The organism is Mesorhizobium sp. B2-4-19 (assembly GCF_006441315.1).
Lineage (GTDB): Bacteria > Pseudomonadota > Alphaproteobacteria > Rhizobiales > Rhizobiaceae > Mesorhizobium.
Genome location: NZ_VFUV01000001.1, coordinates 202,120 through 228,858, shown reverse-complemented (window position 1 = coordinate 228,858; position 26,739 = coordinate 202,120). Strand labels below are relative to the sequence as shown.

Here is a 26,739-nt window from a genome sequence, read left to right as displayed (position 1 = left end):
CAGGCTAAAGTCTTTAGTTCGCCTTGGAGCGATGGCCGTCAGTCTCGCGGCGCTCGTCTTCGTGGGGCTGGCGATCCATCGCTCCTTCGGCGATGTGCAGCGCCAGCTCGTTTCCCCACTCTTCTTGATCGCCATATTGGGGTGCGCTGTCGCTTATGCCGCCATTCTGCAACTGGTCGGCATCGCCTGGTACCGGTTCCTGGTTCTCGTCGACGGACCGTCGCTTGGATTGGGCCGTGCGCTCGCCATTTTTGGTAGGACGCAGATTTACAAATACCTGCCGAGCAATGTGATGCACATGGTTGGTCGCTTCGCCCTTGCCCGCAGTGCCGGGGCTTCGAACAGGGCGCTTGCCGTTGCCCAGGTGGGGGAACTGTCCGTCATTGTTCTCGCCGCCGGGGCGTCGGGCGCGTTGCTGACGTGGCCTATTTTCCAAGCTGCGTATGCGCGATATGGTCCCGGCAACCCTACTTTGACTGTGGGATTGATCGCCGCCGGTCTTTTGGCGATCGCGTTTGGGATGGGACTTTTGTTCCGCTTCAGGATGGCGGGCATCGGGGGCAGGGCGCTCATCACATCTGCAGAGGCCTTTTTCCTCTATGCCCTGTTTTTCATGGGCAATGGGTTTCTGATCGTCGCGCTTGTGAGGGCCATAAACGATGGAGGCCATATTGCTGAATTGATCGGCATAGGAGCCACGGCTTGGCTCGTTGGCTTTGTCGTTCCGGGGGCGCCAGGCGGGCTTGGCGTGCGCGAGGCCGTTCTGATCATGGGATTGACTGCCGCGGGTTTGCCGCCTCCATCGGCCACCGCGGCTGCCCTTGGTAATCGGCTCGTCACCGTTCTCGGAGATTGCCTGGTCGCCTTGGTAGAGTTGGTTTTGCGAAAAGGGAAAAGCGCATGACGGCAACATCCGTGCAAGACACCCATTTGCCGGGCCGGATTCCGTTTTTGCGACACATCATTTCGATGGTGCTTCTTTTCGCCCTGGTCCTGGGGATTGTGGGCGTGAATCCTTTTCGGCAAACGCTGGCGCCGATGGATTTGATGTTGGCTTATCCAGGATGGGACAATGCCGGGATCGACACCGACCTTGTCAATGCGGAGCGTTCTGACGCCTTGGATCACCGGCTGCCAAACTGGCGGGAGTTCAGGCGAGAGTTGCGGGAAGGGCATATCCCGCTGTGGAACCCCCTCCACCAGCTGGGTGCGCCGGGCATCCAGGCACCGATTTACGAAGGCCTGTCGATACCCTTCGTAGTTTATGCCCTCACGCCCAATGAGGCCATGGGCTACACGTTCGCACTTTTATCAAATTATCTGCTGGCGACTTTCGGTACCTATTGCCTGCTGTTTTTCATGTTCAGAAATCATGTGGCTGCGGTTTTCGGCGCCATTACATTCGCATTTTGCGGGTTCAACATCGCTTGGGCGCACTGGCCGCACCTGACAACGAGCGCTCTTGTCCCCTGGGTTCTCGCCACTCAGCTTCGCTATTGGCAAACCGGCCGTTTGGGTTGGGCGTTTGGGTTCACTCTCAGTGTCGCCTTGACGGGTCTGGGCGGCTTTCCATTTGTGGCCGTCCTTGGAGGGATATCCTCCCTGATACTCGGGATCGTGGTCCTCTTTGCCGAAGTCCGGAGTGCCGGCATCAATCAGCTTCCGGTCAGGCGAATTTTTGGGCTGGGATTAGCAGGCATTGCAGGCGCGTTCCTTGCTCTTCCCGGCCTCTTGCAAGTTAAAGAAATTCTCGATTCAACTGATTTGTCGAGCCGAACAGGCGGAACTTGGTTCACGCCCTACGACATCGTCAATATGTTTGGCTCTGACTTTGTGAACAATCTAGGCGTCGAGCGTACCTTTTCGGCAGGAATACCTGCTGCTCTCCTAACCCTTCTCGCGTTTTATTTCATTTTCAAGTCACCCAATCGATTTGCTTTTTTTGGGCTATTCGTGGCGGTATTTACGCTGGCAACCGTATTTGGCATGGCGCCGGCTAGCATAGTGAACGCAATTCCGGGGTTTGGTTTCAATACGTGGAGCAGGGGGTCGGTTTTATTTGGATTGTCGGCGGCTGTATTATCTTCATATTCGGTGAAATTCATATCGCCGTCGTCTCCGAATCCTGAATCATCTTATAGATTTCATTTGGTGATTTTTATATGCCTCTTACAGGCAATCAATCTTGGCTATTGGTTCAGGCAGCTTAATGCGCGACCTGACATCGAGACTTTTTTCCCGGACACGCCATCGATATCCTATGTGGCATCCAAGATCCTTCCAGGTCAAAGCATCATTGCGGACGGCAGCTTTCTTGTCTCGGGATTTTTGTCGAACTACCGGCTGCCAGAATTGTTTGCTCACGGATTTCGTACCGATGCTCAAAACAAGATAGCCGCGGACATAGCCCCTTCTTTTCAGACAACATACACGGCCTCCATCATTCAATGCTCTGACATTAACTTTTCCAGCCCGGGGATTACCTATGCTGCTGTCCGTTTCTTCCTTGTCAAAGAGGGCTGTACTGAATCGGGTTACGAGACCACTGGCATTGGCCAGCGGGCTACTGCGTCCCTCACCAATGGCGCTCTTCAAGGTGAATTGGTAATTGACAAGTCCATCAGCGCTACGAACACGCAAGTGTTATTCGGAACCTATGATAGGGATTTCGCCCCTTCGGCGGTGATGTTTGATCTTTATCGAGACAAGCTCCTCGTAGCTCATGCTGAATTGACACCGGAGGCGATACGCAACAACCAATATGCTACCTTTAATTTCAATCAAGACGTTCCTCTTGTGGCCGGAACGTATCGGTACGTCATTTCAATGGCCAAACCCGACAGCCAGAAGATGCTTAGTGCATGGGCGTTCGATACCGCTGGAGGGGCAACTTATCAAATTGGGTCGAGTGTATTTCCCGGCATCCCGAAAATGAGGATTGGTGAAAGAGCGCGTCTTCCACAGAATCTCTCGATCGCGTCGGCAGAGCGGGGCATTAGCGTTATTGAAAATCACACGGTTTCAGGTTCGGGCTATTATGTGAACGGGTTAAGCGGACAACCGGAAGCGGATTTTGGCCCTGTGCGCCTTGCGACGTATCGACCGGACGACCTGACAGTGGAATATTCGGACGCAACCCATGGATGGGTCGTTTTCCCCATTCGTGCCAATAAGTATTGGCGAGCCACGCTAGATGGGAAACCGGTCGAACTAGGGAAGTTTTTAGATTTTTTCCCTGCCGTGGAGGTGAACGGGCCAAGCAAAATTCGTTTCTATTACGACAGCAGTCACTTGCTGAAAACGCTGGAACTTTGCACTGCCGGCTTTGCGGCTTCAGTCATTCTCTTGATCATGGTGAATGGCAGAGCTTCCAGGCCACGAGCCGGCGCTGGCTAATTGGTTGCCTGGGTGTCGAAAATGGGACCGCAAACCAGACCGGTGCATAGCATTGCACGTGGCTGGATCGCGATAAATTTGGAGTGCTTCAGGAAGCAGGCAACATGTTGATCGGCTGATCGGGTCGTTTCGTCAGAGATTCGCCGTTTGCTGCAACCTTCTGCAGGCAGGCGCGGAAACCCGAATGCGACACCCCAAAATCCGATTCGACTGGAGCTGAACCTCCTGTATCTATTCAAATGAGGTTGACGCTGATAACGAACGGCCAAGTCATTGAAACAGGAATGCTGCCTGAATGTCTAAAACATGCGTGGTGACCGGCGGAGCTGGATTCATTGGATGCGCGTTGTCCGCCAAATTGGCAAACCGCTTCGATCGCGTGGTTGTCCTCGACAGCTTGCATCCGCAGATCCACGCAGAGCGAAAGCGTCCCGCCGACCTTGATCCTCGCGTTGAACTCGTGGTTGCCGATGTGACGGAGGCCTCGACCTGGGCGCAGGCACTGGAAACCGTCCGACCTGAAGTTGTGGTGCATCTGGCTGCCGAAACCGGCACGGGTCAGTCGCTCACGGAGGCCTCTCGCCACGCAATAGCAAATGTTCTTGGCACCACCCGCATGTTGGATGCCTTCGCCACGGCATCGCACGTTCCAGAGCGTTTTGTCCTGGCTTCGAGCCGCGCCGTCTATGGAGAAGGGGCATGGCGGTCCGGGAAAACAGGCGAGATAACGTATCCCGGTCAGAGATCGAAACAGCAGCTCGAACGCGCGGAGTGGGATTTTCCCGGGCTCGAACCTCTGCCGATGGACGCGGAAAAAACGATGCCGAATCCAACCAGCATCTACGGAGCAACGAAACTAACCCAGGAACAGATATTGCGGGCTTGGGCTCTTTCGTTCGGAACAGCTGTCAACGTGCTTCGCCTTCAGAACGTATATGGTCCTGGCCAATCGCTGACCAACAGCTACACGGGAATCGTGTCGTTGTTCATCAGGATGGCGAAGGAAGGCAAGAGCATCCCGATCTATGAGGACGGGGATATCGGACGCGACTTCGTCTTCATCGATGATGTGGCGTCGGCTCTCGACAAGGCCACGACAACAAAACTGTCGCAATCGCTCGCCTATGATGTCGGCACGGGCTCCAAGACCACGGTCCTTGACCTAGCAAGGATCGTCGCAAAAAGATACGGGGCGCCGGAACCGCACGTCAACGGCATGTTCCGCAACGGCGACGTTCGCTGCGCTGTCGCCAACATCGACAGGACGGTGCGCGAACTGGAATGGCGACCTTTGAAAAGTGTAGACGAGGGGATCGGCCAGCTTTCCGAGTGGATCGATTCACAACTTGGCTAGAATTATGACATCGTGACAACGGAAGCGTTTTGCCGTCGAGATGCTTCCATGGGAGACGTGGCCCCTATACCACACGGATCTGATTTTTGCGGGGAATTGGCAATGCGGCGTGCAGCGATATTTTTCTTCTATGACGAACGCGGCCAGGTTGATGACTATATATTCTACCTTCTAGAAAAATTGCGGCCATTCGTGGAGACGATTATTTTTGTCTCAAACGGGGAAATTTCAAAATCATCGGAAGCTTCACTGCGATCCGCGGTTGACGAGACTATTATCCGCGAAAATACAGGATTTGACGTTGGGGCGTATCGCCAAGGGCTCGAGTTCATCGGTTACGACAAGCTCGGCGATTATGATGAAATCCTTTTGCTTAACCATACATTCTACGGACCTGTTTTCCCGTTCTCGGAAATGTTTTCGGAAATGGAACGCCGGGACTGCGATTTTTGGGGCATATCCGATCACAAGGAGGTAACCCCCAATCCTTTCACTGGAACAGGGGTCTTGCCCCGCCATCTGAACTCTCATTTTATCGCCGTGCGGAAAGCGATGCTTGAGTCGATCGCTTTTCGAAACTACTGGGAGAGAATGCCGAAAATCAGAGACTATGCGGAGTCTGTTCTCTTGCATGAGTCGCGTTTTACACTTGTTTTTGAGGACTTGGGATACAAGTCTGAAACATACCTTGACTCGGATAAATACAATTCCGCTTACCCTGTGATGATCGATGTCGATCAGATTTACAATGATAGAAGCCCAATTTTAAAGCGTCGTCTTTTTTTCAATGATCCAACCTTTTTGGATAAAAACGCCGTCGATTTGCCGCGTGCTTTGCGGGTGCTCCAAGAGACATCCGACTACGACCTCAATCTGATTTGGCGCAATGTTCTGCGTTCTTCGGATTTGAGAACCCTCAACACCAACGCGGCGCTGATGAGTGTCTTGCCGGACAAGCGGATTAAAGGTGACGGTGCTGCTGCCGACTATGGCAAGATCGCTGTCTGCGCGCATATCTACTACACCGATATGCTCGACGAGATACTAGGCCTGACCGGCAATATCCCGGTATCCTATGATTTCATTGCCACCACGAATACGCCGGAAAAAAAGGCCGAAATCGAAACCGCCCTGGCGAACCGCCCTGGCGTGAAGAACGTCATCGTCCGCGTCGTCGAGCAGAATCGCGGCCGTGACATGTCCTCGCTTTTCATCTCCCTGCGCGATCTGCTTGTCGACGATCGCTATGACCTTGTCTGTCGCCTGCATACAAAAAAATCGCCTCAAGTGCAGTCATCGATGGGCAACCTGTTCAAGCGGCATATGGTTGACAATCTGCTGAATAGCCGTGGCTACGTGCACAACGTGTTGGATATGTTTCACGACAATCCTTCGGTCGGCCTGGCCATTCCGCCTATCTTTCATATCTCATATCCGACCATGGGGTTCTCGTGGTTTGCCAACAAGCCAAAGGTTGAGGAAACCGCGCGGCTTTTGAACATCGACGTCAAGTTCGATGAGAACACTCCGGTGGCTGCCTATGGCACCATGTTCTGGTTCCGGCCACGCGCCCTGCACAAAATGTTCGAACACAAGTGGAAATGGGAGGAGTTCAATGCCGAGCCGGATCATGTCGACGGCGGCTTCGCTCATGCGCTGGAGCGGCTGATCGCTTACGCGGTTCAGGATGCTGGATATACCACGCAGCACATCATGTGCGCGCATCAGGCGGCGCACAACTACACCATGCTGGAGTTCAAGCTGCAAAAGCTCGCCAGCTTCATGCCGTCAGGGGACTTCCCTTGGCAGTGTCATATGGTGTCTGAGTGGAGAAAGGGCGGCTATCCCTTGGGAAGCCATGTGTCGGCCACTCCGGCACCAATGCCGACGTCGGTGAAGCATTCTCTGGCAGAGCTCAATTTGGCCGTTAAAAGCTCTTTGATGTTCAGGGCGCCTATCCTGTTCAAAGCACTACGGCCGATCTATCGCGGCACGAGAGCGGTTTTGAAACCGAACTCTCGGCGTGGCGGCGGTTAATGGCGGGCATCAGACACGTAATGTTCACGGTCTAGTCAGGAGCATCAAGGTGCGTCGTATTGCCGTATTTTCTCTCTACAACGAGCATGGAATTGCCGATGACTATGTCATCTTCCTGCTCGAAAAGCTGCGCGAGTTTGTCGAGAGGATTGTTGTCGTATCCAATGGAAATCTTTCCAAGCTTTCGGAAATAGCGATCAAAGCCAGTTGTGATCAGCTTCTGGTCCGGGAGAACGTGGGATTTGATGTATGGGGATACAAGACCGGTATTGACGCTGTCGGCTTCGACGCTCTTTCCGAGTATGATGAACTTATCCTGCTGAATGACACCTGCTACGGGCCTCTTTTCCCGTTTTCGGAAATGTTTTCGGAAATGGAGCGCCGGGATTGTGATTTCTGGGGCAGCGCTGCTCATTCGCAAATGACGCCAAATCCGTTTACCGGAACAGGCCATCTGCCCCGCCACCTCACAGCAAACTTCATTGCTGTCCGCGAGAAGATGCTGAAATCACGCGCCTTCAAAACATACTGGGAAAACCTGCCGGCGATCAAAACTTACATCGACGCTATTATGCTTCACGAGTCGCGGTTTACCAAGCATTTTACAGATCTTGGCTACTCGGCGGAAGCGTATGTCGATCCGGATAAGTATGGCTCGCACTATCCGGCGTTTATTAACGTCGATGAGACAATCATCAACCGCTTTCCCCTGCTAAAGCGACGTCCGTTTTTTCATGATCCGACGTTTTTGAATGCTCAAGGCATTGATTTGCCGCGCGCTTTGCGAGTTCTTGAAGAGACATCCGACTACGACCTCAATCTGATTTGGCGCAACGTCCTGCGCACTTCGGAATTGAGGAATCTAAACACCAATGCCGCGCTGATGAGCGTCTTGCCCGATGAGCGAGCCAAAGACGACGACGCTCCTTCCGACTACGGCAAGATCGCTGTCTGCGCGCATGTTTACTACACCGATATGCTGGACGAGATACTGGGCCTGACCGGCAACATCCCGGTACCCTATGATTTCATTGCCACAACGGATACGCCGGAAAAAAAGGCCGAGATTGAAGCCACACTGGCAAAACGCCCTGGCGTGAAGAACGTCATCGTCCGCATTGTCGAGAAAAATCGCGGTCGTGACATGTCCTCGCTTTTCATTTCCTTGCGCGATCTGCTCGTCGACGACCGCTATGATCTTGTCTGTCGCCTGCATACAAAAAAGTCGCCTCAAGTGCAGGCGTCGAGAAGCAATCTGTTCAAGCGGCATATGCTTGAGAATTTGCTGAATACGCGTGGCTATGTCCACAACGTGTTGGATATGTTTCACGACAATCCTTCGGTCGGACTGGCCGTTCCGCCTGTCGTTCATATTTCCTATCCGACCATGGGGCACGCATGGTTCTTCAACAAGCCAAAGGTTGAGGAAACCGCGCGGCTTTTGAATATCAAGGTCAAGTTTGATCAGGACACCCCGGTGGCTGCCTATGGCACCATGTTCTGGTTCCGGCCACGCGCCCTGCGCAAAATGTTCGAACACAAGTGGAAATGGGAAGACTTCAATGCCGAGCCAAATCATGTTGACGGCGGCTTGGCTCATGTGCTGGAGCGGCTGATCGCCTATGCGGCTCAGGATGCCGGATATACCACGCAGCACATCATATGCGCGCATCAGGCGGCGCACAATTACACCATGCTGGAGTTCAAGCTGCAAAAACTTGCCAGCCTGATGCCGTCAGGCGACTTCCCGTGGCAGTGCCATTTGTTGTCTGAGTGGAAGAAGGCGGGTTATCCCGTGGCAAACCATCTACCGCCCGCTGCGTCATCGTCGCAGACGTCGGTAACGTCAGTGAGGCGCTCTCTGGGTAAACTCAATTTGGCCATCAAAAACTCTCTATGGTTCAGAGCGCCCACCCTGTTCAAAATACTGAGACCGATCTATCGAGCCGTGGCCAGGCCCTAAAATCAACTCCAGGCGTGGTGAAAACGCTGTGCGCTTTTCCTGGAAGGCGGGCCTCATTTGGCAAGCCGCATGTCGGCGTCGCGTAGAAGATCGCATGTGGTCGGTCTTTTTTATCGCCACCGAACGGTTTAATGGGTGCGGCCGACGTCCTGCCAGATGGTGCCATTCCACCCAGCGGTCTTGGAATACCTGTTTTTCAACGCTATCACGGGCATCGAGGGCGCAACCTGGTAACACCGCCTCTCGATGATGTTTGCGTGGCAGGATGTGGTTCGGCGCCGCCGGCGATCCCATATCGGAGCGTTCCAATTCTAAGTGCCATTTGCACCAGAGAGAGATAGGTCGATGAGGCGCCTGGCAATCGCATTTTATTACGATGAAGAAGGCAAGATAGATGAGTACTATTTCCACCTGATTGCATCGATAAGGCCTTTTGTTGAAAAACTGCTGGTCGTTTGCAACGGTCCGGTAGACGACGAGGCACGATCTCGCCTTTCTGACGCTACCGACAGCTTTCTGGTCAGGGAAAACAAGGGGTTCGATGTCTGGGCCTATCGGGCTGCCCTCGAACATATCGGGTGGGATGAACTTTCACACTTCGACGAGATATTGTTTTTCAACCACACTTTCTACGGGCCGATTTTCCCCTTCTCGGAAATGTTCTCGGAGATGGACCAACGTCACTGTGACTTTTGGGGAATCTCCGCCCACAAGGCGATAAGGCCCAATCCGATCGACGTCAGAAAATCGGAACTGCCCTTCCACCTCAATTCCCATTTCATCGCAGTGCGACGGTCCTTGCATCAGTCGAAGGCGTTTCGTGACTATTGGACCCGGATGGTTTCCATCAACTCCTATATGGAGTCAGTTGCGAAGCACGAGACGGTGTTCACAGCGCATTTTCAGGCTTTGGGCTACACCTGTTCGGTATTGCTCGATCCGGAACGATACAAGACGCCGTACCCGGTTTTCATGGAGCCGGACAAAACGCTGGAGGACCGGAGCCCGATCCTGAAGCGTCGCCTCTTCTTTCATGACACGCTGTCCCTCGAGCGCGCGGCCATCAACCTGCCGCGCGCCTTGGAGATCGTGGAGAACCAATCTGATTATGATTTGTCGCTGATATGGAAAAGCGTTGGCCGCTTGGGCTCGCCTCGTACGCTAAATGGCAATGCCGCATTGCTCTCCGTCCTGCCGGACATCCATATTGGTGCGCAAAGGAATTGGGACGATTATCGGATAGCAGTTCTTGCGCATGTGTATCACGTTGACATGATCGGTGAGATTCTCGGTTATGCCGAAAACGTGCCGAAAGGCTACGATCTGATCGTCACGACCGACAATGCCAACAAGCAGGCGTTGATCCAGCAAGCCGTCGCGAAGGCGACGAACGCCAGGAATGCGGTCGTCCTGGTCGTCCGGAACGACGGCAGGGATACTTCCGCCCTTCTTGTCGGTTGCAGGGATTACGCACTCGAGGATCGGTACGACTTGATCTGCCGGGTCCACTCCAAGCGATCTCCCCAAGACGGCCCGAGGGGAGAGTTGTTTAAACTCCACACTTTTGAAAACCTTCTTCATACGCCTGGATATGTCTCGAATTTGCTTGAACTCTTTGCCAACAATCCAGCGCTTGGTCTCGTCATGCCGCCCTTGGTCCATATTGGGTATCCGACCATTGGAAATTCATGGGCTGGCAACAAAGCCAATGTAGCGAAGCTTGCCCGACAGTTGGGTTTGATCGTGCACCTGGATGATAGTACACCTGTCGCGCCTTACGGTGGGATGTACTGGTTTCGTCCTGCAGCTCTAAGGAAGCTTTTCGAAGAAGAGTGGGGCTGGAACGATTTTGCCAATATGGATTATCGGGATGGGAGTTTGGTCCATGCCATAGAGCGGATCATAGCCTATGTTGCAATCGACGCTGGCTATACCTTCCGGCACGTGATGACTGCCGGGCATGCTGCTCACAACTACGTAATGCTGGAGGCTAAATTGCAAGCTCTATGCGAGAACGGGGCTCCAGCGGAATTCGGAAACTATGGAGTGGCAAGATCCTTTCGTGGCCTCATCTTCTCGATCAAGAGATCGATTGTAGCCAGATCGCCAATAGCGTTCAGGATTCTCAGGCCACTCTATCGCGGCCTACGACGGATAATCGCGTTTGGGGATTAGCCAGATCGCGATGCAACAAACTGAGCTCGCTCACCTGGGCAAGTCGCTCGTGAGGCGCTCCAGATGCCTCTCGCCGCGCGTTTGCTGTCCGCGCCTGCATCAGCCACGGGCGAACAGACCACCTATCAGTCGCAAAGGTGCGGTCAGCCGCCAACTGCGCGACGTGAGCAGCGCGTCGCGCTCATTGGCGATGCAGTTCATGTCCCGTAGGAGCGCATCGCGTTCGGCGATTAAGCTAGCGTGGGCATCTACGAGCGCATCGCGTTCGGCGATTAAGCTAGCTTGGGCATCTACGAGCGCATCGCGTTCGGCGATTAAGCTAGCTTGGGCATCTACGAGCACATCGCGTTCGGCGATTAAGCTAGCTTGGGTATTTACGAGAGCATCCCGTTCAGCGATCAGAGTGTCGCGAGTTCCGACGAGGGCATCACGTTCGTCCGCCAAGCCGCGGATTTCGACGGATTGCTGTTCCAAAAAGCTCGCAAGCTTCGAATTTTCTTGACGGACCTGCTCCGTCTCTGTGCCGCGTGCGCTAAGTTCACCACGCAATTGCGCAACCGCCAATTCCTCCGTCGCCATGGCTACCGAGAATGTTTCGCAGGCTTCGTCGAATCTCGTCCGCATAATATCCAGCTGAGCAAGCAAGCCATTGTCTTCATCGCCGGCGGCGATTGCGGTCAGAATTTGATAGGTCTCACGGACCAGCGACGTAACATCCGGATGATTACGCACATCTTCGAGCGTGGACCTTTCATGATAAAGGTCTGTCGTCAGAAACTGCTCGATCTTGACGTCCGCGTGGTCGGACTGAGCAGGCCAGACAACACCCGTTTTTTCAGCTGCGCGGTCCATATGCTTTCGCCAGTCGCCCAGGAACCCTTCATATGACAGAATATATCGCGGCATGTGTCGTGAATGATATTCGGCTTCGAGCACATGCCTGAGCCACAACAGCAGGGACTCTGGCAGCGTGATTTTATCCCGCCGGTGCAGCGAATATGCGACCTCAAGAGGATTGCGTACGGGCAGAAGGGCGACAGGGCTGACATTCATTTCGTCCAAGATCGACGACATGAACGGAACAAATCTGCATGTCCGCGGGTCTTTGATAACGATCAATGGTTCGTCACCGAACTCCTCGATGAGCAGCTGTTTTATTTTCTGGCGACACGGCTCTGTGGCCTTTGAGTTCATCCTTTGCTGGTCGAGTTGACGCCAGTCAAGCCAGGACGTGCCTGCCAATGCGAGCAGTTCGTCGTGGGCAATGGCAAGGGGCGCGCTCTCGAAGAATCCGCGCGGATTGGCCGCGTGCGACGGCAACGGGGTCTTCGGGCCGGCTGCTCCCAATGCATTGATTACGCCCCCAAGCGCAGAGGTTCCGCTCCTGTGCATTCCCAGGATTAGGATGGCTTGACGCCTCGGTGCCTGTGGCAATCCGGCTGTTCGGGTTATCAAATTGAAGGTGCTTTTCGGTCCGGTTGGTCAACGTTCAGTACGCTTAGACCAGGCTCTATCAAAACGTCAATTCTATGAAGATCGCGACGGACGCAGCTCCTGGTCGGGTTGCGGGACTGACAGGGCGGGCCGATTTCTGTTGCTCGGCCGCGACTTCGAGAGTGGTTTTGTTGAAGGCCTGCGGAAAAGGATGACGCTACGACTATCGAGCCCTCGCTCGACCGCGATATCGAATAGCGCGAGACGCTTTAAGCCAGAGACTCCACCCGGCCAGCTCGAAGTGTGAGTTTCTTCGTGCAGACGCGCCGGATGAGCGCATCGTCGTGGCTGGCCAGCACGATGATGCCGGCCTTTTCCGCCAGTTCGTCCATGCGTCGTTTGGCTTTTTCCTGGAATGACGCGTCGCCGGCGCCAATCCATTCATCCATCAGCAGAATTTCAGGCTCGAGAGTGGTCGCTGCTGCAAACGCCAAACGTGCCGCCATGCCTTGGCTGTACGCCTTGAACGGCAGGTCGATGAAGTCGCCCAGTTCGCTGAAATCGATTATTTCTTCCATCTTCTCTTCGATCTCGGCCGCCGTCCAACCGCTGATCAAGCCTCTCAGCACGATGTTTCGGCGCCCGGTGGCCTCGGGACGAAACCCTATGTGGATGTTGAACAGGGCATCGACCTTGCCGGTGATCGATATCGTGCCACCCGATGGCTGGTAGATTCCGTATAGAACCTTGAGCAGTGTGGTCTTGCCGGCGCCATTCGGGCCGACAAGCCCTAACCGGTCGCCCGCCTTGAGCTCGAAGCTGACACCGTCGAGCGCCTGTACGACCTGTCCGGTGCCCGACTTGGCTATGTTGCCGCCGAGAGCGCTCCGACGCCGGCCGGGCGCCGAAAGCGTCAACTTTTCAAACAGGCGATAGACGAGGCTGACATTGTTCAGGGTGATGGAGGTCATGGAACTCAGATCAGGAAAACGATGCGCTTGCGATAAAGGCCCAGCAGCAGCAGCGCAATAGCCCAGAGGCCGAGGCAGAAATAACCTGTCACCGCCAAGGAATGCCCCGGAAATATGCCTGCCGTGATCGGCTCGCGCACGCCCTCCAGGAAATAGGTGAACGGGTTCCAATGATAGGCATATTCTTGAACGCCCTCTTGCCCACTATAGACCCAGAAGACCGGCGTGAAGAACATGCCCACCCGCATCAGGTTGCCAACGATGAATTCGCTGTCGGGAAAGAATGCGCCCAGAAACGCAAAAACCACCACAAATGCAGGGGTTGCCAGGATGAGGAGCAACAATCCCATCAAGGACAGCAGCCAGTTTGTGTTGATTCCGTAACCGCTCAAAAGCAGAATGAGAACGCAACCCGCCAGCGAATAACCAGCCCGAATGATGCATTGCATCGTCAAGCGCATCACATACACGAACAACGGCAGCGTCGTGCCCTGAATGAAGCTCGCTTCGCGCTGGAAGAGAGACACGCTCATGGTGATGGTCTCGGTAAGATAGAACCACACCAGCATGCCGATGGCCACATAGGCTATATAGCTTGGGTTGCTTGCGTCCTTGGTAACGAAAACAAAGGCAAATGTGCCGACGAACGCGAAATAGTTGACCAGCATCCAAAGCGGGCCTAGCGTCGTGCGTCTGTGCTGGTCGCCGATATCCTCATGGGCAAGCGCGATCCAGACCCGGTGTAGTCTCATGGCTTTTGAGATGTCGTCAAAAGCGCCGTTTAGTGCCGCAATCATAGCTGGGAGTATCGCAATCCGTTGTTCTGGCGCATTGTCCTTCGCCGGCCATGGCGAACCACCACACCCATCTCTAATAGCCATTTCGACAGGCACATGGCAACGCATTGCGTCGTAACGAGGTCACGAGCAGAGTCAACTGCGGCAAAACTGGACACGGGCTGATGCCGTGCGGCTTTCTTCGTTAGCCGAGACTAATGTCAGGCTCGCGGCAATCACCCAAGAATGATGCACCATGCTTCTCCATTGACCGTCCGCTCGTCCCGAAAAAACCTCTGGCTATGACTTCGAGCCCACAGTATGCGATACAACGCGACGGGCCGGAAATCGCCCTTTGAGAAAAGTGAACGGCCATGAGCGATTTTCGTGTTCGCACTTTGCTGGTGTTCACGTCCACGAGCCTGGAGCTGGTGCCATCCGATGAAGCTGGAATCTGTATTCGGACTTCGGCCACAGATGCACCTCGCCTTCCTGAAGAACTCAAGTAAGGTGTTCGACATTCGTGGATAGGGCAGATCTGCGCATAGCGGTGCTGATGGGCACGAAAGACGGCGCCGCGTTCATTGATGAGCAGTTGCAATCCCTGCTCGCACAGTCGCATCCGCTCATCGACCTCTGGATCTCCGACGATGGCTCCGTCGACGGCACGGTTCCCATCATCGAAGCCTGGAAGTCCCGCTGGACAAAGGGTCGAGTGACGTTGGTAGAGGGGCCGCACCGAGGGTTCGCGGCCAATTTCCGTTCGATGATAGTCGACCGGCGTGTCGATGCCGACTTCTATGCCTTCAGCGATCAGGACGATGTCTGGGAGCCGGACAGGCTGGAAAGTGCCATCCAATGGATGCAGGCGTTCGGCGCGGAAACGCCATTGATGTTCTGCTCGCGAACCGCGACCATGACCGAAACGGGAAGCCTTGTCGGCCAGTCGCCATTGTTTCGGCGGCCGCCATCCTTCCGCAACGCGCTCGTGCAAAGCATCGCCGGCGGCAACACCATCCTGCTCAACCGTGCGGCGCGCGATCTGTTGGCAAGGGCTTCGGCACGCACGGGCTTCGTCAGCCACGACTGGTGGGCCTATCTGATTGTCACCGGAGCCGGCGGCGTTGTCCACTACGACCCGCGGCCCCTGGTGCACTACCGGCAGCACGCGGCGAACCTTGTCGGCGCCAACGTGTCGTGGCGGGCAAGGGTCTCGCGGCTTGGGCGCCTGTTCAAGGGCGAGTTTGCCGACTGGACCGATGTCAACCTTGCCGGTCTGGCACTCAATCGCGACCTCCTTACGCCGGATGCCGCGGCGTGCCTCGACCTGTTCGCAAGCGGTCGGCAGGGCGGTCTTTTCCAGCGTTTGCGGACTCTGCCCGCAAGCGGCGTCTATCGGCAGACCCTTGCCGGGACCTTGGGGCTTTATCTCGCATTCATCCTGGGTCGCATCTGAAATCGAATCGCTTCAGGGCGCGTGGTCGAGCGGTGCACCAGTGCCCGTTCGGCCGAGCGCTTCTTCGCCGGCACAAGTTGACGTCGGGGAGTTCTCGCATGAGGCCAGCGAACGCAGTGACCGCCGTCGGAAGGGGTCTTGCACCAGTGCGAGAACCATCTTCATGAGACGGCCGCTGTTCAATCCGCGGACGTGATCGCCAGCGCCCTTTCAAGCGTCAATGCCACGATCGCAGCCGCTCTGTCCGGGTTTGCAGCCTCCGAATAGCAGCGAAGTTCAGGTGCGTTGCCGGAGGGCCGCAAATGGATGACCTCACCAGTTTGCATTCGCATCCTGAAGCCGTCGGTCTCGTCGACCTCGGCAACGGTCCCGAAAGGCGCCAGGAATTGCTGCAATGCATCCCGATCCGCGAGGCGGCGCATCAGGCTGTGCGCGCTTTCCACCGGGAAGTTTTCAAGTCGCTCGCTTGCGCAAACCGGAAGCTTCCAAACCGCGCGCAGCCGCGACAGCGTTTTCCCTGTCGAGGCAACCAGACCTAGGACGGCGAGGATCGGGAGTAGGGAATCCCGTGTCGGCAATGCCGCCAGTGTCTTTCCGCGCAGGGAACAATCCGATCCTAGGAGAACGCCGCCGTTGGCCTCGAAGCCGACGACGATGCGGCCGGCATGGTATGATGCTTCCATCCCTTCGATAACAAAGGGAGATCCGACCTTCGTTCTCACGACCTCGAAACCGAAAGCTTTCGAAATGCCCGAATTGGAGGTCACCGGCGTCACGACGATGTCTGCCCGCAAGAACAAGGCCGTGGCGAGGCCGATCAGGTCGCCGCGAAAAAGATCGCCATTCTCGTCGGCGATAAGCGGACGATCGGCATCGGCATCTGTCGACACGATGGCATCGAGGTTGAATTCTCCGGCCCAACGCTTGAATCTGGCAAGTGTGGTCGGGCTGACGGCTTCGGTGTCGACGGGCACAAAGGTACCGGATTTCCCGACAGGCGTCACATGAGCGCCAAGGGATTGGAGAATCTCGACCAGCAGATCCGCCGCCACCGAGCTGTGCTGATAAACGCCGACCCTTATGCCGGAAAGGGAATTGGGCTCCGATATGATCTCGGCGCGCGCGCGATAGGCGGCGATCGCCTGATCATGGCGTGTTGGCAAGGCCGTTCCTGGCGGAGGCGGAGGGCGATAGGCTCCCGATCTTCCGGCGGCGTATTGTGCCATGGCGGCTTCATCCGCCTTGCTGATCTCGCCGCGCGGGCTGTAAAATTTGATACCGTTGCGGTCAGCGGGAATATGCGAACCCGTCACCATAAGTGCCGCTGCTGCACCATGCTGCTGGCCGTACAGCGCCAAAGCCGGTGTTGGAATAGCGCCGCAATCGACCGGTTGAAGCCCGCTTGCCGCCAGGGCTGCCATGCAGTTGGCGGCAATGGTGGGGCTGCTGTCGCGTAGGTCACGACCCACCAGCACCATGGCATTCGGCTGAATCCCGCCGGCAGCCAGGCGCCAGGCGAAAGCTTCAGTATAAAGCCCACTCGGGTTCCCGACCAATTCCGAAGCCAGGCCTCTGAGGCCACTCGATCCAAATTTCATCACTTCGCTTTGGCTGATGAGAGGGAAGGCTGTCATATCGAGGTAGGTTCCCTGTTAACCGAAAAGCGCTTTGCCGCCCACCCGAGGTTTTCCCCGAGAGCTTGAAAGATAGTGCGTCGCGATGAACGAACGGGTAACGGCAGCGCGGTGGAAAGTGCGTCGGACGCCAGCCAATCGCATCGCCCGACCTGCTCCTGGCAACAGCGTGAACCTTAAACCTCTCCGCCGGTTGCGCGATATCTGGTCGACACTTGATCGCAATCGAACCGTCTGTGAAAAAATCCCTGGCGATGACCTCACGTCCACGCTATGCGGTAGCGACGGCGGGGGCCGAGGATTTGACGCTGAGAATAGGTGGCCGTTGACGGATGGTATTCGATCTGACGCCGCATTAGTGTTGAAGTTCTCACGCCTGGAGTTCAATACTCGCCAATGACTTCCAATGCAGAAGCCGTGTTCGGATTTCGACCGAAGATACGGCGCGTCATCATCATGATCCAGGACATGCTCATGGTCCTGGTTGCGGTGGCGCTTAGTCTCGTCCTCTCCCGGTCAGACCTTTCGTTCGATGCATTCTCCTACCAAGGCCTGATCGCCTGGGCCGGGATCGTTCTCATCAGCCACCTGCTGTTCAGATATTGTGGTCTCTACACCACGATCTGGCGCTTTGCCTCGACCCCGGACTTTTTCAACATTCTGAAGAGCTGTGCGATTCTGACGGTCGTGCTTTATGCTGTTTCGCGGATGTTTCGTCTCATCCAGCCCGTGGCTGGCCTCAACGAACGCCAATTCATCGTCTTTTTCCTCGTTTCCTTCACCATTATATCGGCGCCGAGGCTGTTCTACCGATTTCTTCGCGACGGCGCGAGCTGGGGCATCCTCACCCTCAGGGTCGATAAAGTGCAAGCCAGGCGGGCGCTGTTCGTCGGTCGGCTTGGTGAGGCCGACCTGATCATTCGCTTCACGCGCACGGCAGAGCCGACCGATTATTCCATTGCCGGCATCATGGCGACCGAGCGCGGCGCGCCGTTGGGCACACGGATTCAAGGTGTTCCCGTGGTGGCGTCCCGGCCACGCCTGATCGATGTCCTTGAGGACTACGCCGCCGGCACCAGGAGCATCGACCTGCTTATTTTCGGCAGCGGCGTCGAGCATGAGATCGAGGAATATTCCGAGCTTGTGCGTGTCGCCCGGCATGGCGGCATAACCGTCTTGCAGTTCTCGAGCCTTTCGCAGCTTGGGCAGGAGGGAAAGATCGTTCTCGACGAAGTCGAGATGGAAACGATCCTGCGCCGCCCGACCGTGCCATCCGATATCGCGCGTATTGGTGCCTTCGTCGGCGGCAAGCGCGTCCTGGTGACGGGAGGCGCCGGATCTATAGGCCGCACGCTGGTCAAGCGGTCGCTGGAGCTGGGGGCGGGGGCGGTGCTGGTCGCCGACAATTCCGAGTTCGGCATCTTCCAGTTGAGCCAGTATGTCGACGAAAAGCACCATGATCGCCTGAAGGTGCGCATTGTCGATGTCGCGGACCGGCGTCAGATGACTCGTGTCGTCACGGAATTCAAACCGGACATCATCTTTCATGCCGCGGCGCTGAAGCACGTTCCGCTGCTCGAGGAGAACTGGGAATCGGCTATCCAGACCAATGTTTTCGGTACGCTTGTCTGCGCTGAGGTTGCCGCCAAATGCGGTGTTCCGCAGTTTCTGCTCATATCGAGCGACAAGGCCGTGGATCCGACCTCGGTGCTTGGCATCACAAAGAGAGCCGCCGAGCAACTCGTCAGTTCCTTGCACGAAAGCCACGCAATCGCGCCGGACGGGCGCCGTACCGGCACCAAATTCATAGCCGTGCGGTTCGGCAACGTGTTTGGCTCCAATGGTTCGGTGGCGACCATCTTTCAGGCACAGATTGAAGCCGGCGGCCCGGTCACGATTACCGATCGACGCATGACCCGCTATTTCATGACGGTGGCGGAAGCCGTCGACCTCGTCATCATGGCGGCCGCCGACGCCCAGTCGCGTAACGGCAAGGACGACTATGCCATCTATATGCTGGACATGGGCAAGCCCGTGCCGATTCTTGAAGTCGCGGAGACCATGATCCGCTTGGCCGGCAAGACGCCCTATGCGGATATCCCGATCCGCTTCACCGGCATCAGGCCCGGCGAGAAGCTGCATGAGACGCTTCAGGGCGCCAACGAAGAGATCATCACGCTCGACATCGCCAAGATCTTCGGTCTCAGGACCGATGTGGTGGCGTGGCCTACGGTTCAGGCTGCGCTGGCCGCGTTGCAGGCGGCAATGAAGAGCCAGGACAAGGCTTCCGCCCTTGCCGTGTTGGCGCAACTCCATCTGCCGGAGACGCCAGCGCCCGACACGCGGCAGGAAACTGGCCCGAGAACGGTCGGGCAAGCAGGTTAGATACGTTGCGGCTGACGGTTGAATGGCGGGATTTTGGCTGGATATCGATCCGCGGTCGACGGTGTCGGAGCAATTTCCGCCGGGAAAGCGCTCCTGGCTTTTGCCGGGCAAACCGTTTCACACTCTTCCTGGAATGGCGCTAGTGATGAGGGGATGGCCGTGAAGGGACTGAAGCGTGCCTTCGATCTCGTCGCGGCGGTCTTGCTGTTGTTGGTGATATCCCCTGTTCTATTGCTCTGCATGCTTGCGGTGCGGGCATCGTCGCCCGGTCCGGTGATTTTTTCGCAGACACGGGTCGGCCGCGATGGTGTGTTGTTTCTCTGCCATAAATTGCGGACGATGTATCAGGGAACGCCGTCCTTGCCCTCGCACGAGGCGCCAGCAAATGCCGTGACCGCGGTCGGAAGAACCTTGCGGAAGTTCAAGCTCGATGAGCTGCCGCAATTCTGGAATGTTCTTCGGGGCGAGATGAGCCTGGTCGGGCCGCGCCCTTGCCTGCCGACACAGACGGAACTGATCGAGCGCCGCCGGCAGCTGGGGGTTTTGACGGCACGTCCGGGCATTACCGGCATGGCCCAGATCAGGGGCATCGACATGTCCAACCCGCGGCTTCTGGCCGAAACGGATGCCGCCTATCTCAGGACGGCGTCGTTCTGGCTCGACCTTCGCATCCTGTTTGGAACGCTCTATCGCACCTGAGGCGATTGAGCGTCTCCGAGCCGCGCTATTTCGGCCAGCCGCTCCAGCGTCCCGGTTTCCGGCAGCCAGCCTTCGGATACGAGCAGGGAGGGGTCGCATATCTGGGTCGCGGTCAGGCTGTCCCAGGACGCCCGCTTGCCCAAGAGGATTGCGGCCGCCCGCAACGGCCTGGCCGGCATGGCCATAAGGCGCCTGGGCCGTCCGAAACCGTCGCGAAAGGCGCCGACAATGCCGGCGGTCGAAACCGGTGGCACATCGCTGGCGACATAGATCGATCGCAGCCGCGCCGAAAGGCTGAGCAGATGCCATACCGCGCCTGCCGTCGATTGCGATGACAGCAGCGAGCGGGTTCCCGTCAGGGCACCTGTCGGCAGCGGCAGGCCCGTATCGGCCAGGCGCATCAGCGCCGCCAGGTTTCCTTTCATGCCGGCTCCGTAGACTGGAGGCAGCCGCAACACGGTGGCATCGGAACGGCCATGCGACGCATAGGCTTCAAGCACCCTGATCTCTGCTTCGCGCTTCGAGCGCCCATAGGCGCATTGCGGATCGGGAATCGTGTTCTCGTTGATCGTTGCGCTGACGCGGGCACCGATCACGGCCCGGATCGACGAGAGCTGGATGAACCGTCCGCTTGCCTGTTCGGCCGCCGCCTGCGCCAGCCTTGCGCTCAATTCCGCATTGGCCGCCCGAAAATCGGCTTCGGCGGCGTTGCCTTCATCATTGTTCAAACCCGCGCAATGAACGACATCGGTAACACCCCTGGCAAGCGCCAGGAAGGCAGCCGTCGGCGCATCGACATCGGGCATCTGCATGGCATCATGTCCCCGACCAAGCCTCTCCGGGTAGCGGGACGCGAGGCGAAGCTCGGCGCCGGCCTCACGAAGCCGATGCACCACCTGGCGGCCGATGAAGCCTGTCGCGCCTGTGACCAGAACTTTCATTGGTCTTGCCCCGAACGGCTATTGAGTGAATCGAAGCGCCCGATCTTCCATTCCTGGAAGAGGGGCGTCTTCCGTCACCGGCGGAAGCACTCGCTCTTCCGTCTCGGGCGGAAACGCCTGGTCTTGCGGCAACGGAGCCTGACGGCCCAAGGCGAGATACGTTCCCGACACCAGGAAGATCATCAGCACCGAGTCCAGAATGTCGTGGCCAATCAGGATGCCTGTCATCCCGGACGTGAGATAGGTGATCACCACGATGACAATCATCGTAGCGCCAAAACGCTCGATCGGATCGGTGCTATTTCGCAAAACCACGGCTGCATTCCTGGCGGCAACGACGAAGATCGCCGCCAGCGTCAAGGCGCCCAGGAGTCCTGCCTGCACCAGGGCGGTCAGGAAGCCGTTGTGGAAATGATTGAAACCTGCATCCATCCCGAACTGATCGTGGAAGCCCTGTCTTATCAAGGCCTGGGTGGCACCCACTCCATGTCCGAACAGCGGCATCTCACGAAACGCCTTCAGGCCAATATCCCACACGGCCATTCGCAATCCTATGGCCGTCGTGTGGTCACCGTTGAGGACGAGCGCGTCCAAGTCGGAACGCAGGAAGTCGACACGCCCGGATATTGTCTGGAAGCCGACAGCCGCGATGACGGCACCGGCCGCCAGCAACAGCACCAGCAGGCGAATGGCGTTCCTTCCCTTGAGCCTATGCTGGTTGATCAGCAGAACGGCGATACCGGCAATCAGCAGTGCCAGCCAGACAATACGGGTGCCGGAGTAGATGATGGCGATCGTCCCGCCAAGTGCCGCGCAAATGAGGGCGATCCTGTGTCGCTCGATGTCCGACAGGGCGCCGGCCACGCAGACCACCACGGCAAGGCAGAGGACTTCCGCGAATACAATTGCATTCCCGGCACCACCCTCGGCGCGGATACCAAGCCAATGTTGTTGGAAGACCGCCAGAAGCAGGGCGACAAAACAGGCCGCCATGCTGCTCAGCACGATGATACGGACAAGTGTCGTCTTCTGCGTAATGCTCCAGGTCGAATAGGAGATGGGGAAAAACAGGAAGGTGACAAGCGGGATCAGGTGCAATGCGTCCCTGGCGATCGCATTGTTGACGATGGACGCCACCAGATTGGCCGCGCAATAGGCATAGATCGCGATCGTCGTCGCCATCATCGCCGGGTCGGTATTGAAGCGCCTTTTCTTGAGGGCGATCAACAGGACGGACCACAGAGCGCCGCCATTGAATACGAAGCTGACCACCGATCCCAAAACCGGTGGAAAAAAGAAGCAAAGAATGGAGAAGTAGATATTGACCCGCGAAGGCGTGAGTTGCTGACTTGCAGACGAAAGCCGAGTCAAGTTTCGGGCTCGCTATTCTCGAGTAGCTCTATACTGCACATCCTGTTCGGCGGAACCGAGTGTGCTCGCGTTGAAATTTGCTCTGCCTGATGACGCATCTTGCCCGCTTCCGGTGGCTATATAGCGGCTGGGCTGTCTCTTCGATAGTGCGGTGGAGCTTGTCGTCACCTAAAATCGGCGGCCGGTGCCCGAGGATTGGGAATGGGCTCAAGGAGCGTCCGCCGTCATGGTCTGCCGAGCAATTTTTTCCCAGCCTTTTCCCGGCTGCAGGCCTCGCGAACAGAAATTTCCGGGTTTTGGCGGAAGGATGGAAAAATCATTCCCGAACTGACTGCTGCCGGGCTCGTCTTGCATTGTTTTGCCGTGCGCCGATCTGCTAGAACGCCCGCACGAAACACTTTGTCCAGAAGCGACGCTTGAACCGGGCACAAAAGCTCGATGATTTGACGCAAGGTCTTCTGTCGCAAGGCATGAGAGAACGCTCACAGTCTATGACAATCGCGCTTACGCATCTGCAGCGGCTTGAAGCCGAGTCCATCCACATTTTCCGCGAGGTTGCGGCCGCCTTTGCCAAGCCGGTCATGCTCTATTCGGTCGGCAAGGATTCATCCGTGCTGATGCATCTGGCGATGAAGGCGTTTTATCCCGCCAAGCCGCCTTTCCCGTTCCTGCATGTCGACACGACCTGGAAGTTCCGCGAGATGATCGCTTTCCGCGACCAGATGGCGCAGAAACTGGGCTTCGACCTTTTGGTTCATGTCAATGAAGACGGCGTGCGCGACAACATCAATCCGTTCGACCACGGCTCGAACACCCACACCCATGTCATGAAGACCGTGGCACTGCGCCAGGCGCTCGACAAGTACGGTTTCGATGCCGCCTTTGGCGGCGCCCGCCGCGACGAGGAAAAGTCGCGCGCCAAGGAGCGCATATTCTCGTTCCGCAATGCCCAACATGTCTGGGATCCGAAGAACCAGCGCCCCGAAATGTGGAGGATCTTCAACACCCGCATCGCATCGGGTGAATCGATCCGCGTCTTCCCGCTGTCGAATTGGACCGAGCTCGATATCTGGCAGTACATCCTGCAGGAGAACATCCCGATCGTGCCGCTCTATTTCGCCAAGGAACGGCCGGTGGTGGAGCGTGACGGGATGCTGATCCTCAAAGACGATGACCGCATGAAATTGCGCCCCGGCGAGACAGTGGAGAACCGCCTGGTGCGGTTCCGCACTTTGGGCTGCTATCCGCTCACCGGCGCCATCGAATCCGATGCCGACACGCTCGAAGCCATCGTCGGCGAGATGCTGACCGCGCGCACATCCGAGCGGCAGGGCCGCCTGATCGACCGCGACGAAGCCGGCTCGATGGAAAAGAAGAAGCGCGAGGGGTATTTCTGACCATGCGCCACATCATGGCAAAAAGCCTCGCCCCCACCGACAGCATCCGGGACTACCTGGCCGCGCAGGAGAAGAAGTCGCTGCTGCGCTTCCTGACCTGCGGTTCGGTCGACGACGGCAAGTCGACGCTGATCGGCCGCCTCCTGTCCGACACCAAGCAGATTTTCGAGGATCAGCTCGCCGCGCTCGAACGCGATTCGCGCAAGCACGGCACCACCGGCGATGACATCGATTTCGCGCTGCTGGTCGATGGTCTCGAGGCCGAGCGCGAGCAAGGCATCACCATCGACGTCGCCTACCGCTTCTTCGCCACGCCCAAGCGCAAATTCATCGTCGCCGACACGCCCGGCCACGAGCAATACACCCGCAACATGGCGACAGGCGCCTCGACCGCCGATCTGGCGATCGTGCTGATCGACGCAAGGCAAGGGGTGCTGCGCCAGACAAGGCGCCATTCGATCATCGCCTCGCTGCTCGGCATCCGGCACATCGTGCTGGCCGTCAACAAGATCGATCTCGTCGATTTCGATCAGGCGGTCTTCGACCGGATCGTCGAAGACTACGGCAAATTCTCGCGCGATCTCGGCTTCCAGACCATCGTGCCAATCCCGATGTCGGCCCGCTACGGCGACAATGTCAGCGGCCGCTCCGACAACATGCAATGGTATTCCGGTCCAACGCTGATCGAGCACCTCGAGACCGTGTCGGTCGAAGAAGCCGCCGTCGAGCAGCCGTTCCGTTTTCCGGTGCAGTACGTCAACCGCCCCAATCTCGATTTCCGCGGCTTTGCCGGCACGATCGCTTCGGGCGCCATCGCGCAGGGCGACGAGGTCGTCGTCGCCAAATCCGGCAAGTCCTCGCATGTCAGACGCATTGTCGCTCATGGCGGCGATCTCAAACAGGCGGTGGCCGGCCAGGCCATCACGCTTGTTCTCGACGACGAGGTCGAAGTCTCCAGAGGCAATATGCTGGTTTCGCCGGCCGCCAGGCCGCAGGTCGCCGATCAATTCGCCGCCAACATCGTCTGGTTTGACGAGCATGCGCTGCTGCCGGGCCGCTCCTACATCCTGCGCACCGAGACCGACCAGACCAGCGCCACCGTCACCGACCTGAAATACCGCATCAACGTCAACGACTTCGCCCATGAGGCGGCCAAGTCGCTTGAAATGAATGAAGTCGGCATCTGCAACATCTCGACACGGGCGCCGATCGCCTTCGATCCCTTCGCCGAAAACCGGACCACCGGCGCCTTCATCCTGATCGACCGCATCTCGAACGCCACCGTCGGCGCGGGCATGATCGTGCACTCGCTGCGTCGTGCCGAGAACATCCACTGGCAATCGCTCGATGTCGGCAAGCGCGTGCGCGCCGATATGAAGAACCAGCGGCCTGCTGTGTTCTGGTTCACCGGGCTTTCCGGCTCCGGCAAGTCGACCATCGCCAACCTGTTCGAGAAGAAGCTGTTCGCCACCGGCCGCCACACCTATATTCTGGACGGCGACAATGTCCGCCACGGTCTCAACCGCGATCTCGGCTTCACCGATGCCGACCGCGTCGAGAACATCCGCCGGGTCGCCGAAGTGGCCAAGCTGATGGCCGATGCGGGGTTGATCGTCATTGTTTCGTTCATTTCGCCGTTCAGCGCCGAACGGCGTATGGCGCGCGAGTTGATGGCCGATGGCGAGTTCATCGAGGTGTTTGTCGACACGCCTTTCGAGGAGTGCGCCAGGCGCGACCCGAAAGGCCTTTATGCCCGCGCGCTGAATGGCGAGATCAAGAATTTCACCGGCGTGGATTCACCTTACGAAGCACCGGAAAACCCGGAAATCCGTCTGAAGACGCTCGGCAAATCGGCGGAAGAGATGGTAGATGCCTTGGAACATTGGCTGAATGAGCGCGACATTGCCGAAGACCAATATGAAAGTGGCGGCGGTATCTGACGACAGGTCGATGCTCGACATCTTCGAGCGGCTGGCCCTGGCGGCTGGACGCGAGGTGATGCGCGTCTTCCACGCCGGCTGCGCCGTCGACCGGAAATCAGACGCCTCGCCGGTGACAGAGGCGGACCGCGAGAGCGAGAAGATCATTCTCTCCGGCCTGCGCGCCGCATTTCCCGAGATTCCCTGCGTGGCCGAAGAGGAAGCGGCGGCTGGAATCATGCCGACCGATCTTGGTGAGGCCTTTTTCCTTGTCGATCCGCTCGACGGCACCAAGGAATTCGTCAATCGCCGCACCGACTTCACCGTCAACATCGCGCTTGTCCGCCATGGTGTGCCGGAAGTCGGCGTCGTTTTCGCGCCTTGCACCGGCCGCTTCTTTTCGGGACGGCCGGGCCGCGCGGAAGCCCTGGAAATCGATGATGACTATCAGATCGTCGGCCGCCGGCCGATTTCGGTGAGAGCGGCCGCATCACCGCTGGCCGTGGTTGCCAGCCGCTCCCACAACACGCCGGAAACCGAAGCCTATATTCGCGACCTCGGCGCAGCCGAGATCGTTTCCGTTGGCTCTTCCTTGAAATTCTGCCTTCTCGCCAGCGCCGAGGCGGATGTCTATCCTCGCTTTGGACGCACCATGGAATGGGACACCGCTGCGGGGGACGCGGTGCTGCGCGCGGCGGGAGGTACGACACGAACGCTGGATGGCAAGCCCTTGGCTTACGGCAAACGCGATCAAGCCGATGACGAGGATTTCGCCAACCCGCATTTCATTGCCAGCGGCAGGGCAGGGGCGAGTCCCCTCTGATATCCGCT

The 26,739-nt window shown here is 57.4% G+C and carries 18 protein-coding genes; 12 read left to right on the top strand and 6 right to left on the bottom strand.

All coding sequences use genetic code 11. From position 1 onward, the window contains the following. Positions 1–31 precede the first annotated feature (31 nt). The 6 genes from FJ546_RS01040 to FJ546_RS01015 all read left to right on the top strand — a co-directional run bounded on the left by FJ546_RS01040 (position 32) and on the right by FJ546_RS01015 (position 10,925). Positions 32–904 carry a hypothetical protein gene (locus tag FJ546_RS01040; protein WP_140887398.1) on the top strand — a complete coding sequence of 291 codons (873 nt, stop codon included), beginning with the start codon at positions 32–34 and terminating at the stop codon, positions 902–904. Beyond that, a complete protein-coding gene (locus tag FJ546_RS01035; protein ID WP_140887396.1) occupies positions 901–3,396 on the top strand; it encodes a YfhO family protein in 2,496 nt (831 codons plus the stop codon). Before FJ546_RS01040 ends, FJ546_RS01035 begins: the two co-directional genes overlap by 4 nt. 295 nt (positions 3,397–3,691) lie before the next feature. Next, on the top strand, positions 3,692–4,750 hold the full coding sequence (locus FJ546_RS01030; protein ID WP_140887395.1) for an NAD-dependent epimerase/dehydratase family protein: 1,059 nt from the start codon (positions 3,692–3,694) through the stop codon (positions 4,748–4,750). Between the two features lie 102 nt (positions 4,751–4,852). After that, positions 4,853–6,787 (top strand): rhamnan synthesis F family protein, encoded by a 1,935-nt coding sequence (locus FJ546_RS01025; protein ID WP_140887393.1) that lies wholly within the window; start codon positions 4,853–4,855, stop codon positions 6,785–6,787. A 49-nt stretch (positions 6,788–6,836) separates the two neighbouring features. Then, positions 6,837–8,750, top strand: a complete 1,914-nt coding sequence (locus FJ546_RS01020) for a rhamnan synthesis F family protein (RefSeq protein WP_140887392.1) — start codon at positions 6,837–6,839, stop codon at positions 8,748–8,750. A 345-nt stretch (positions 8,751–9,095) separates the two neighbouring features. Further along, positions 9,096–10,925, top strand: coding sequence for a rhamnan synthesis F family protein (locus FJ546_RS01015; RefSeq protein WP_140887390.1), 1,830 nt, complete (start codon positions 9,096–9,098; stop codon positions 10,923–10,925). A gap of 99 nt (positions 10,926–11,024) precedes the next feature. Here FJ546_RS01015 and FJ546_RS01010 read toward each other — a convergent pair whose 3' ends face one another. The 3 genes from FJ546_RS01010 to FJ546_RS01000 form a co-directional block, all read right to left on the bottom strand. Beyond that, positions 11,025–12,245, bottom strand: coding sequence for a sulfotransferase family protein (locus FJ546_RS01010; protein WP_246686709.1), 1,221 nt, complete (start codon positions 12,243–12,245; stop codon positions 11,025–11,027). A gap of 383 nt (positions 12,246–12,628) precedes the next feature. Further along, positions 12,629–13,276: an ATP-binding cassette domain-containing protein gene (locus FJ546_RS01005; protein WP_246686708.1), complete on the bottom strand. Its 648-nt coding sequence runs from the start codon at positions 13,274–13,276 to the stop codon at positions 12,629–12,631. Positions 13,277–13,335: 59 nt separating this feature from the next. Further along, positions 13,336–14,127, bottom strand: a complete 792-nt coding sequence (locus FJ546_RS01000; protein ID WP_140887387.1) for an ABC transporter permease — start codon at positions 14,125–14,127, stop codon at positions 13,336–13,338. Between the two features lie 502 nt (positions 14,128–14,629). Here FJ546_RS01000 and FJ546_RS00995 point away from each other — a divergent pair. Then, complete coding sequence (locus tag FJ546_RS00995) at positions 14,630–15,562, top strand: glycosyltransferase family 2 protein (RefSeq protein WP_140887385.1); 933 nt, start codon at positions 14,630–14,632, stop codon at positions 15,560–15,562. Between the two features lie 179 nt (positions 15,563–15,741). On the opposite strand, the gene FJ546_RS00990 is transcribed toward FJ546_RS00995, so the two are convergent. Continuing rightward, the gene (locus FJ546_RS00990; RefSeq protein ID WP_140887384.1) at positions 15,742–17,196 is read right to left on the bottom strand and encodes a phosphomannomutase; all 1,455 of its coding nucleotides are present in this window, start codon (positions 17,194–17,196) and stop codon (positions 15,742–15,744) included. A gap of 396 nt (positions 17,197–17,592) precedes the next feature. Between FJ546_RS00990 and FJ546_RS00985 the strand changes: the two genes are divergently transcribed. Both FJ546_RS00985 and FJ546_RS00980 read left to right on the top strand, forming a co-directional pair. Beyond that, positions 17,593–19,581, top strand: coding sequence for a nucleoside-diphosphate sugar epimerase/dehydratase (locus FJ546_RS00985; RefSeq protein WP_140887382.1), 1,989 nt, complete (start codon positions 17,593–17,595; stop codon positions 19,579–19,581). 153 nt (positions 19,582–19,734) lie between these two features. Further along, positions 19,735–20,280 carry a sugar transferase gene (locus FJ546_RS00980; protein ID WP_181167803.1) on the top strand — a complete coding sequence of 182 codons (546 nt, stop codon included), beginning with the start codon at positions 19,735–19,737 and terminating at the stop codon, positions 20,278–20,280. Here FJ546_RS00980 and FJ546_RS00975 read toward each other — a convergent pair. Together FJ546_RS00975 and FJ546_RS00970 are read right to left on the bottom strand one after the other, a co-directional pair. Then, the gene (locus tag FJ546_RS00975) at positions 20,268–21,221 is read right to left on the bottom strand and encodes an SDR family oxidoreductase (RefSeq protein WP_140887381.1); all 954 of its coding nucleotides are present in this window, start codon (positions 21,219–21,221) and stop codon (positions 20,268–20,270) included. The genes FJ546_RS00980 and FJ546_RS00975 overlap by 13 nt on opposite strands. A gap of 18 nt (positions 21,222–21,239) precedes the next feature. Beyond that, entirely contained in the window at positions 21,240–22,592 is a 1,353-nt protein-coding gene (locus tag FJ546_RS00970; RefSeq protein WP_140887379.1) for an O-antigen ligase, read from the bottom strand. Positions 22,593–23,083: 491 nt separating this feature from the next. Between FJ546_RS00970 and cysD the strand changes: the two genes are divergently transcribed. From cysD to cysQ, 3 genes are read left to right on the top strand one after another with little or no spacing between them, the layout of a single operon-like run. Then, complete coding sequence (gene cysD, locus FJ546_RS00965) at positions 23,084–23,989, top strand: sulfate adenylyltransferase subunit CysD (protein WP_246686707.1); 906 nt, start codon at positions 23,084–23,086, stop codon at positions 23,987–23,989. A gap of 2 nt (positions 23,990–23,991) precedes the next feature. After that, a complete protein-coding gene (gene cysN / locus FJ546_RS00960; protein ID WP_181167766.1) occupies positions 23,992–25,929 on the top strand; it encodes a sulfate adenylyltransferase subunit CysN in 1,938 nt (645 codons plus the stop codon). Positions 25,930–25,939: 10 nt separating this feature from the next. Next, on the top strand, positions 25,940–26,731 hold the full coding sequence (gene cysQ, locus FJ546_RS00955; protein ID WP_181167801.1) for a 3'(2'),5'-bisphosphate nucleotidase CysQ: 792 nt from the start codon (positions 25,940–25,942) through the stop codon (positions 26,729–26,731). Positions 26,732–26,739 lie beyond the last annotated feature (8 nt).

Bases quoted from the DNA above. Each gene is read 5' to 3' on its own strand.
- FJ546_RS01040 (WP_140887398.1), top strand. From the start codon at position 32: ATGGCCGTCAGTCTCGCGGCGCTCGTCTTCGTGGGGCTGGCGATCCAT.
- cysN (WP_181167766.1), top strand. From the start codon at position 23,992: ATGCGCCACATCATGGCAAAAAGCCTCGCCCCCACCGACAGCATCCGG.
- FJ546_RS00985 (WP_140887382.1), top strand. From the start codon at position 17,593: ATGACTTCCAATGCAGAAGCCGTGTTCGGATTTCGACCGAAGATACGG.
- FJ546_RS00975 (WP_140887381.1), bottom strand. From the start codon at position 21,221: ATGAAAGTTCTGGTCACAGGCGCGACAGGCTTCATCGGCCGCCAGGTG.
- FJ546_RS00980 (WP_181167803.1), top strand. From the start codon at position 19,735: ATGGCCGTGAAGGGACTGAAGCGTGCCTTCGATCTCGTCGCGGCGGTC.
- FJ546_RS01025 (WP_140887393.1), top strand. From the start codon at position 4,853: ATGCGGCGTGCAGCGATATTTTTCTTCTATGACGAACGCGGCCAGGTT.
- FJ546_RS01030 (WP_140887395.1), top strand. From the start codon at position 3,692: ATGTCTAAAACATGCGTGGTGACCGGCGGAGCTGGATTCATTGGATGC.
- FJ546_RS01035 (WP_140887396.1), top strand. From the start codon at position 901: ATGACGGCAACATCCGTGCAAGACACCCATTTGCCGGGCCGGATTCCG.
- FJ546_RS00990 (WP_140887384.1), bottom strand. From the start codon at position 17,196: ATGACAGCCTTCCCTCTCATCAGCCAAAGCGAAGTGATGAAATTTGGA.
- cysD (WP_246686707.1), top strand. From the start codon at position 23,084: ATGACAATCGCGCTTACGCATCTGCAGCGGCTTGAAGCCGAGTCCATC.
- cysQ (WP_181167801.1), top strand. From the start codon at position 25,940: ATGCTCGACATCTTCGAGCGGCTGGCCCTGGCGGCTGGACGCGAGGTG.
- FJ546_RS01000 (WP_140887387.1), bottom strand. From the start codon at position 14,127: ATGATTGCGGCACTAAACGGCGCTTTTGACGACATCTCAAAAGCCATG.
- FJ546_RS01015 (WP_140887390.1), top strand. From the start codon at position 9,096: ATGAGGCGCCTGGCAATCGCATTTTATTACGATGAAGAAGGCAAGATA.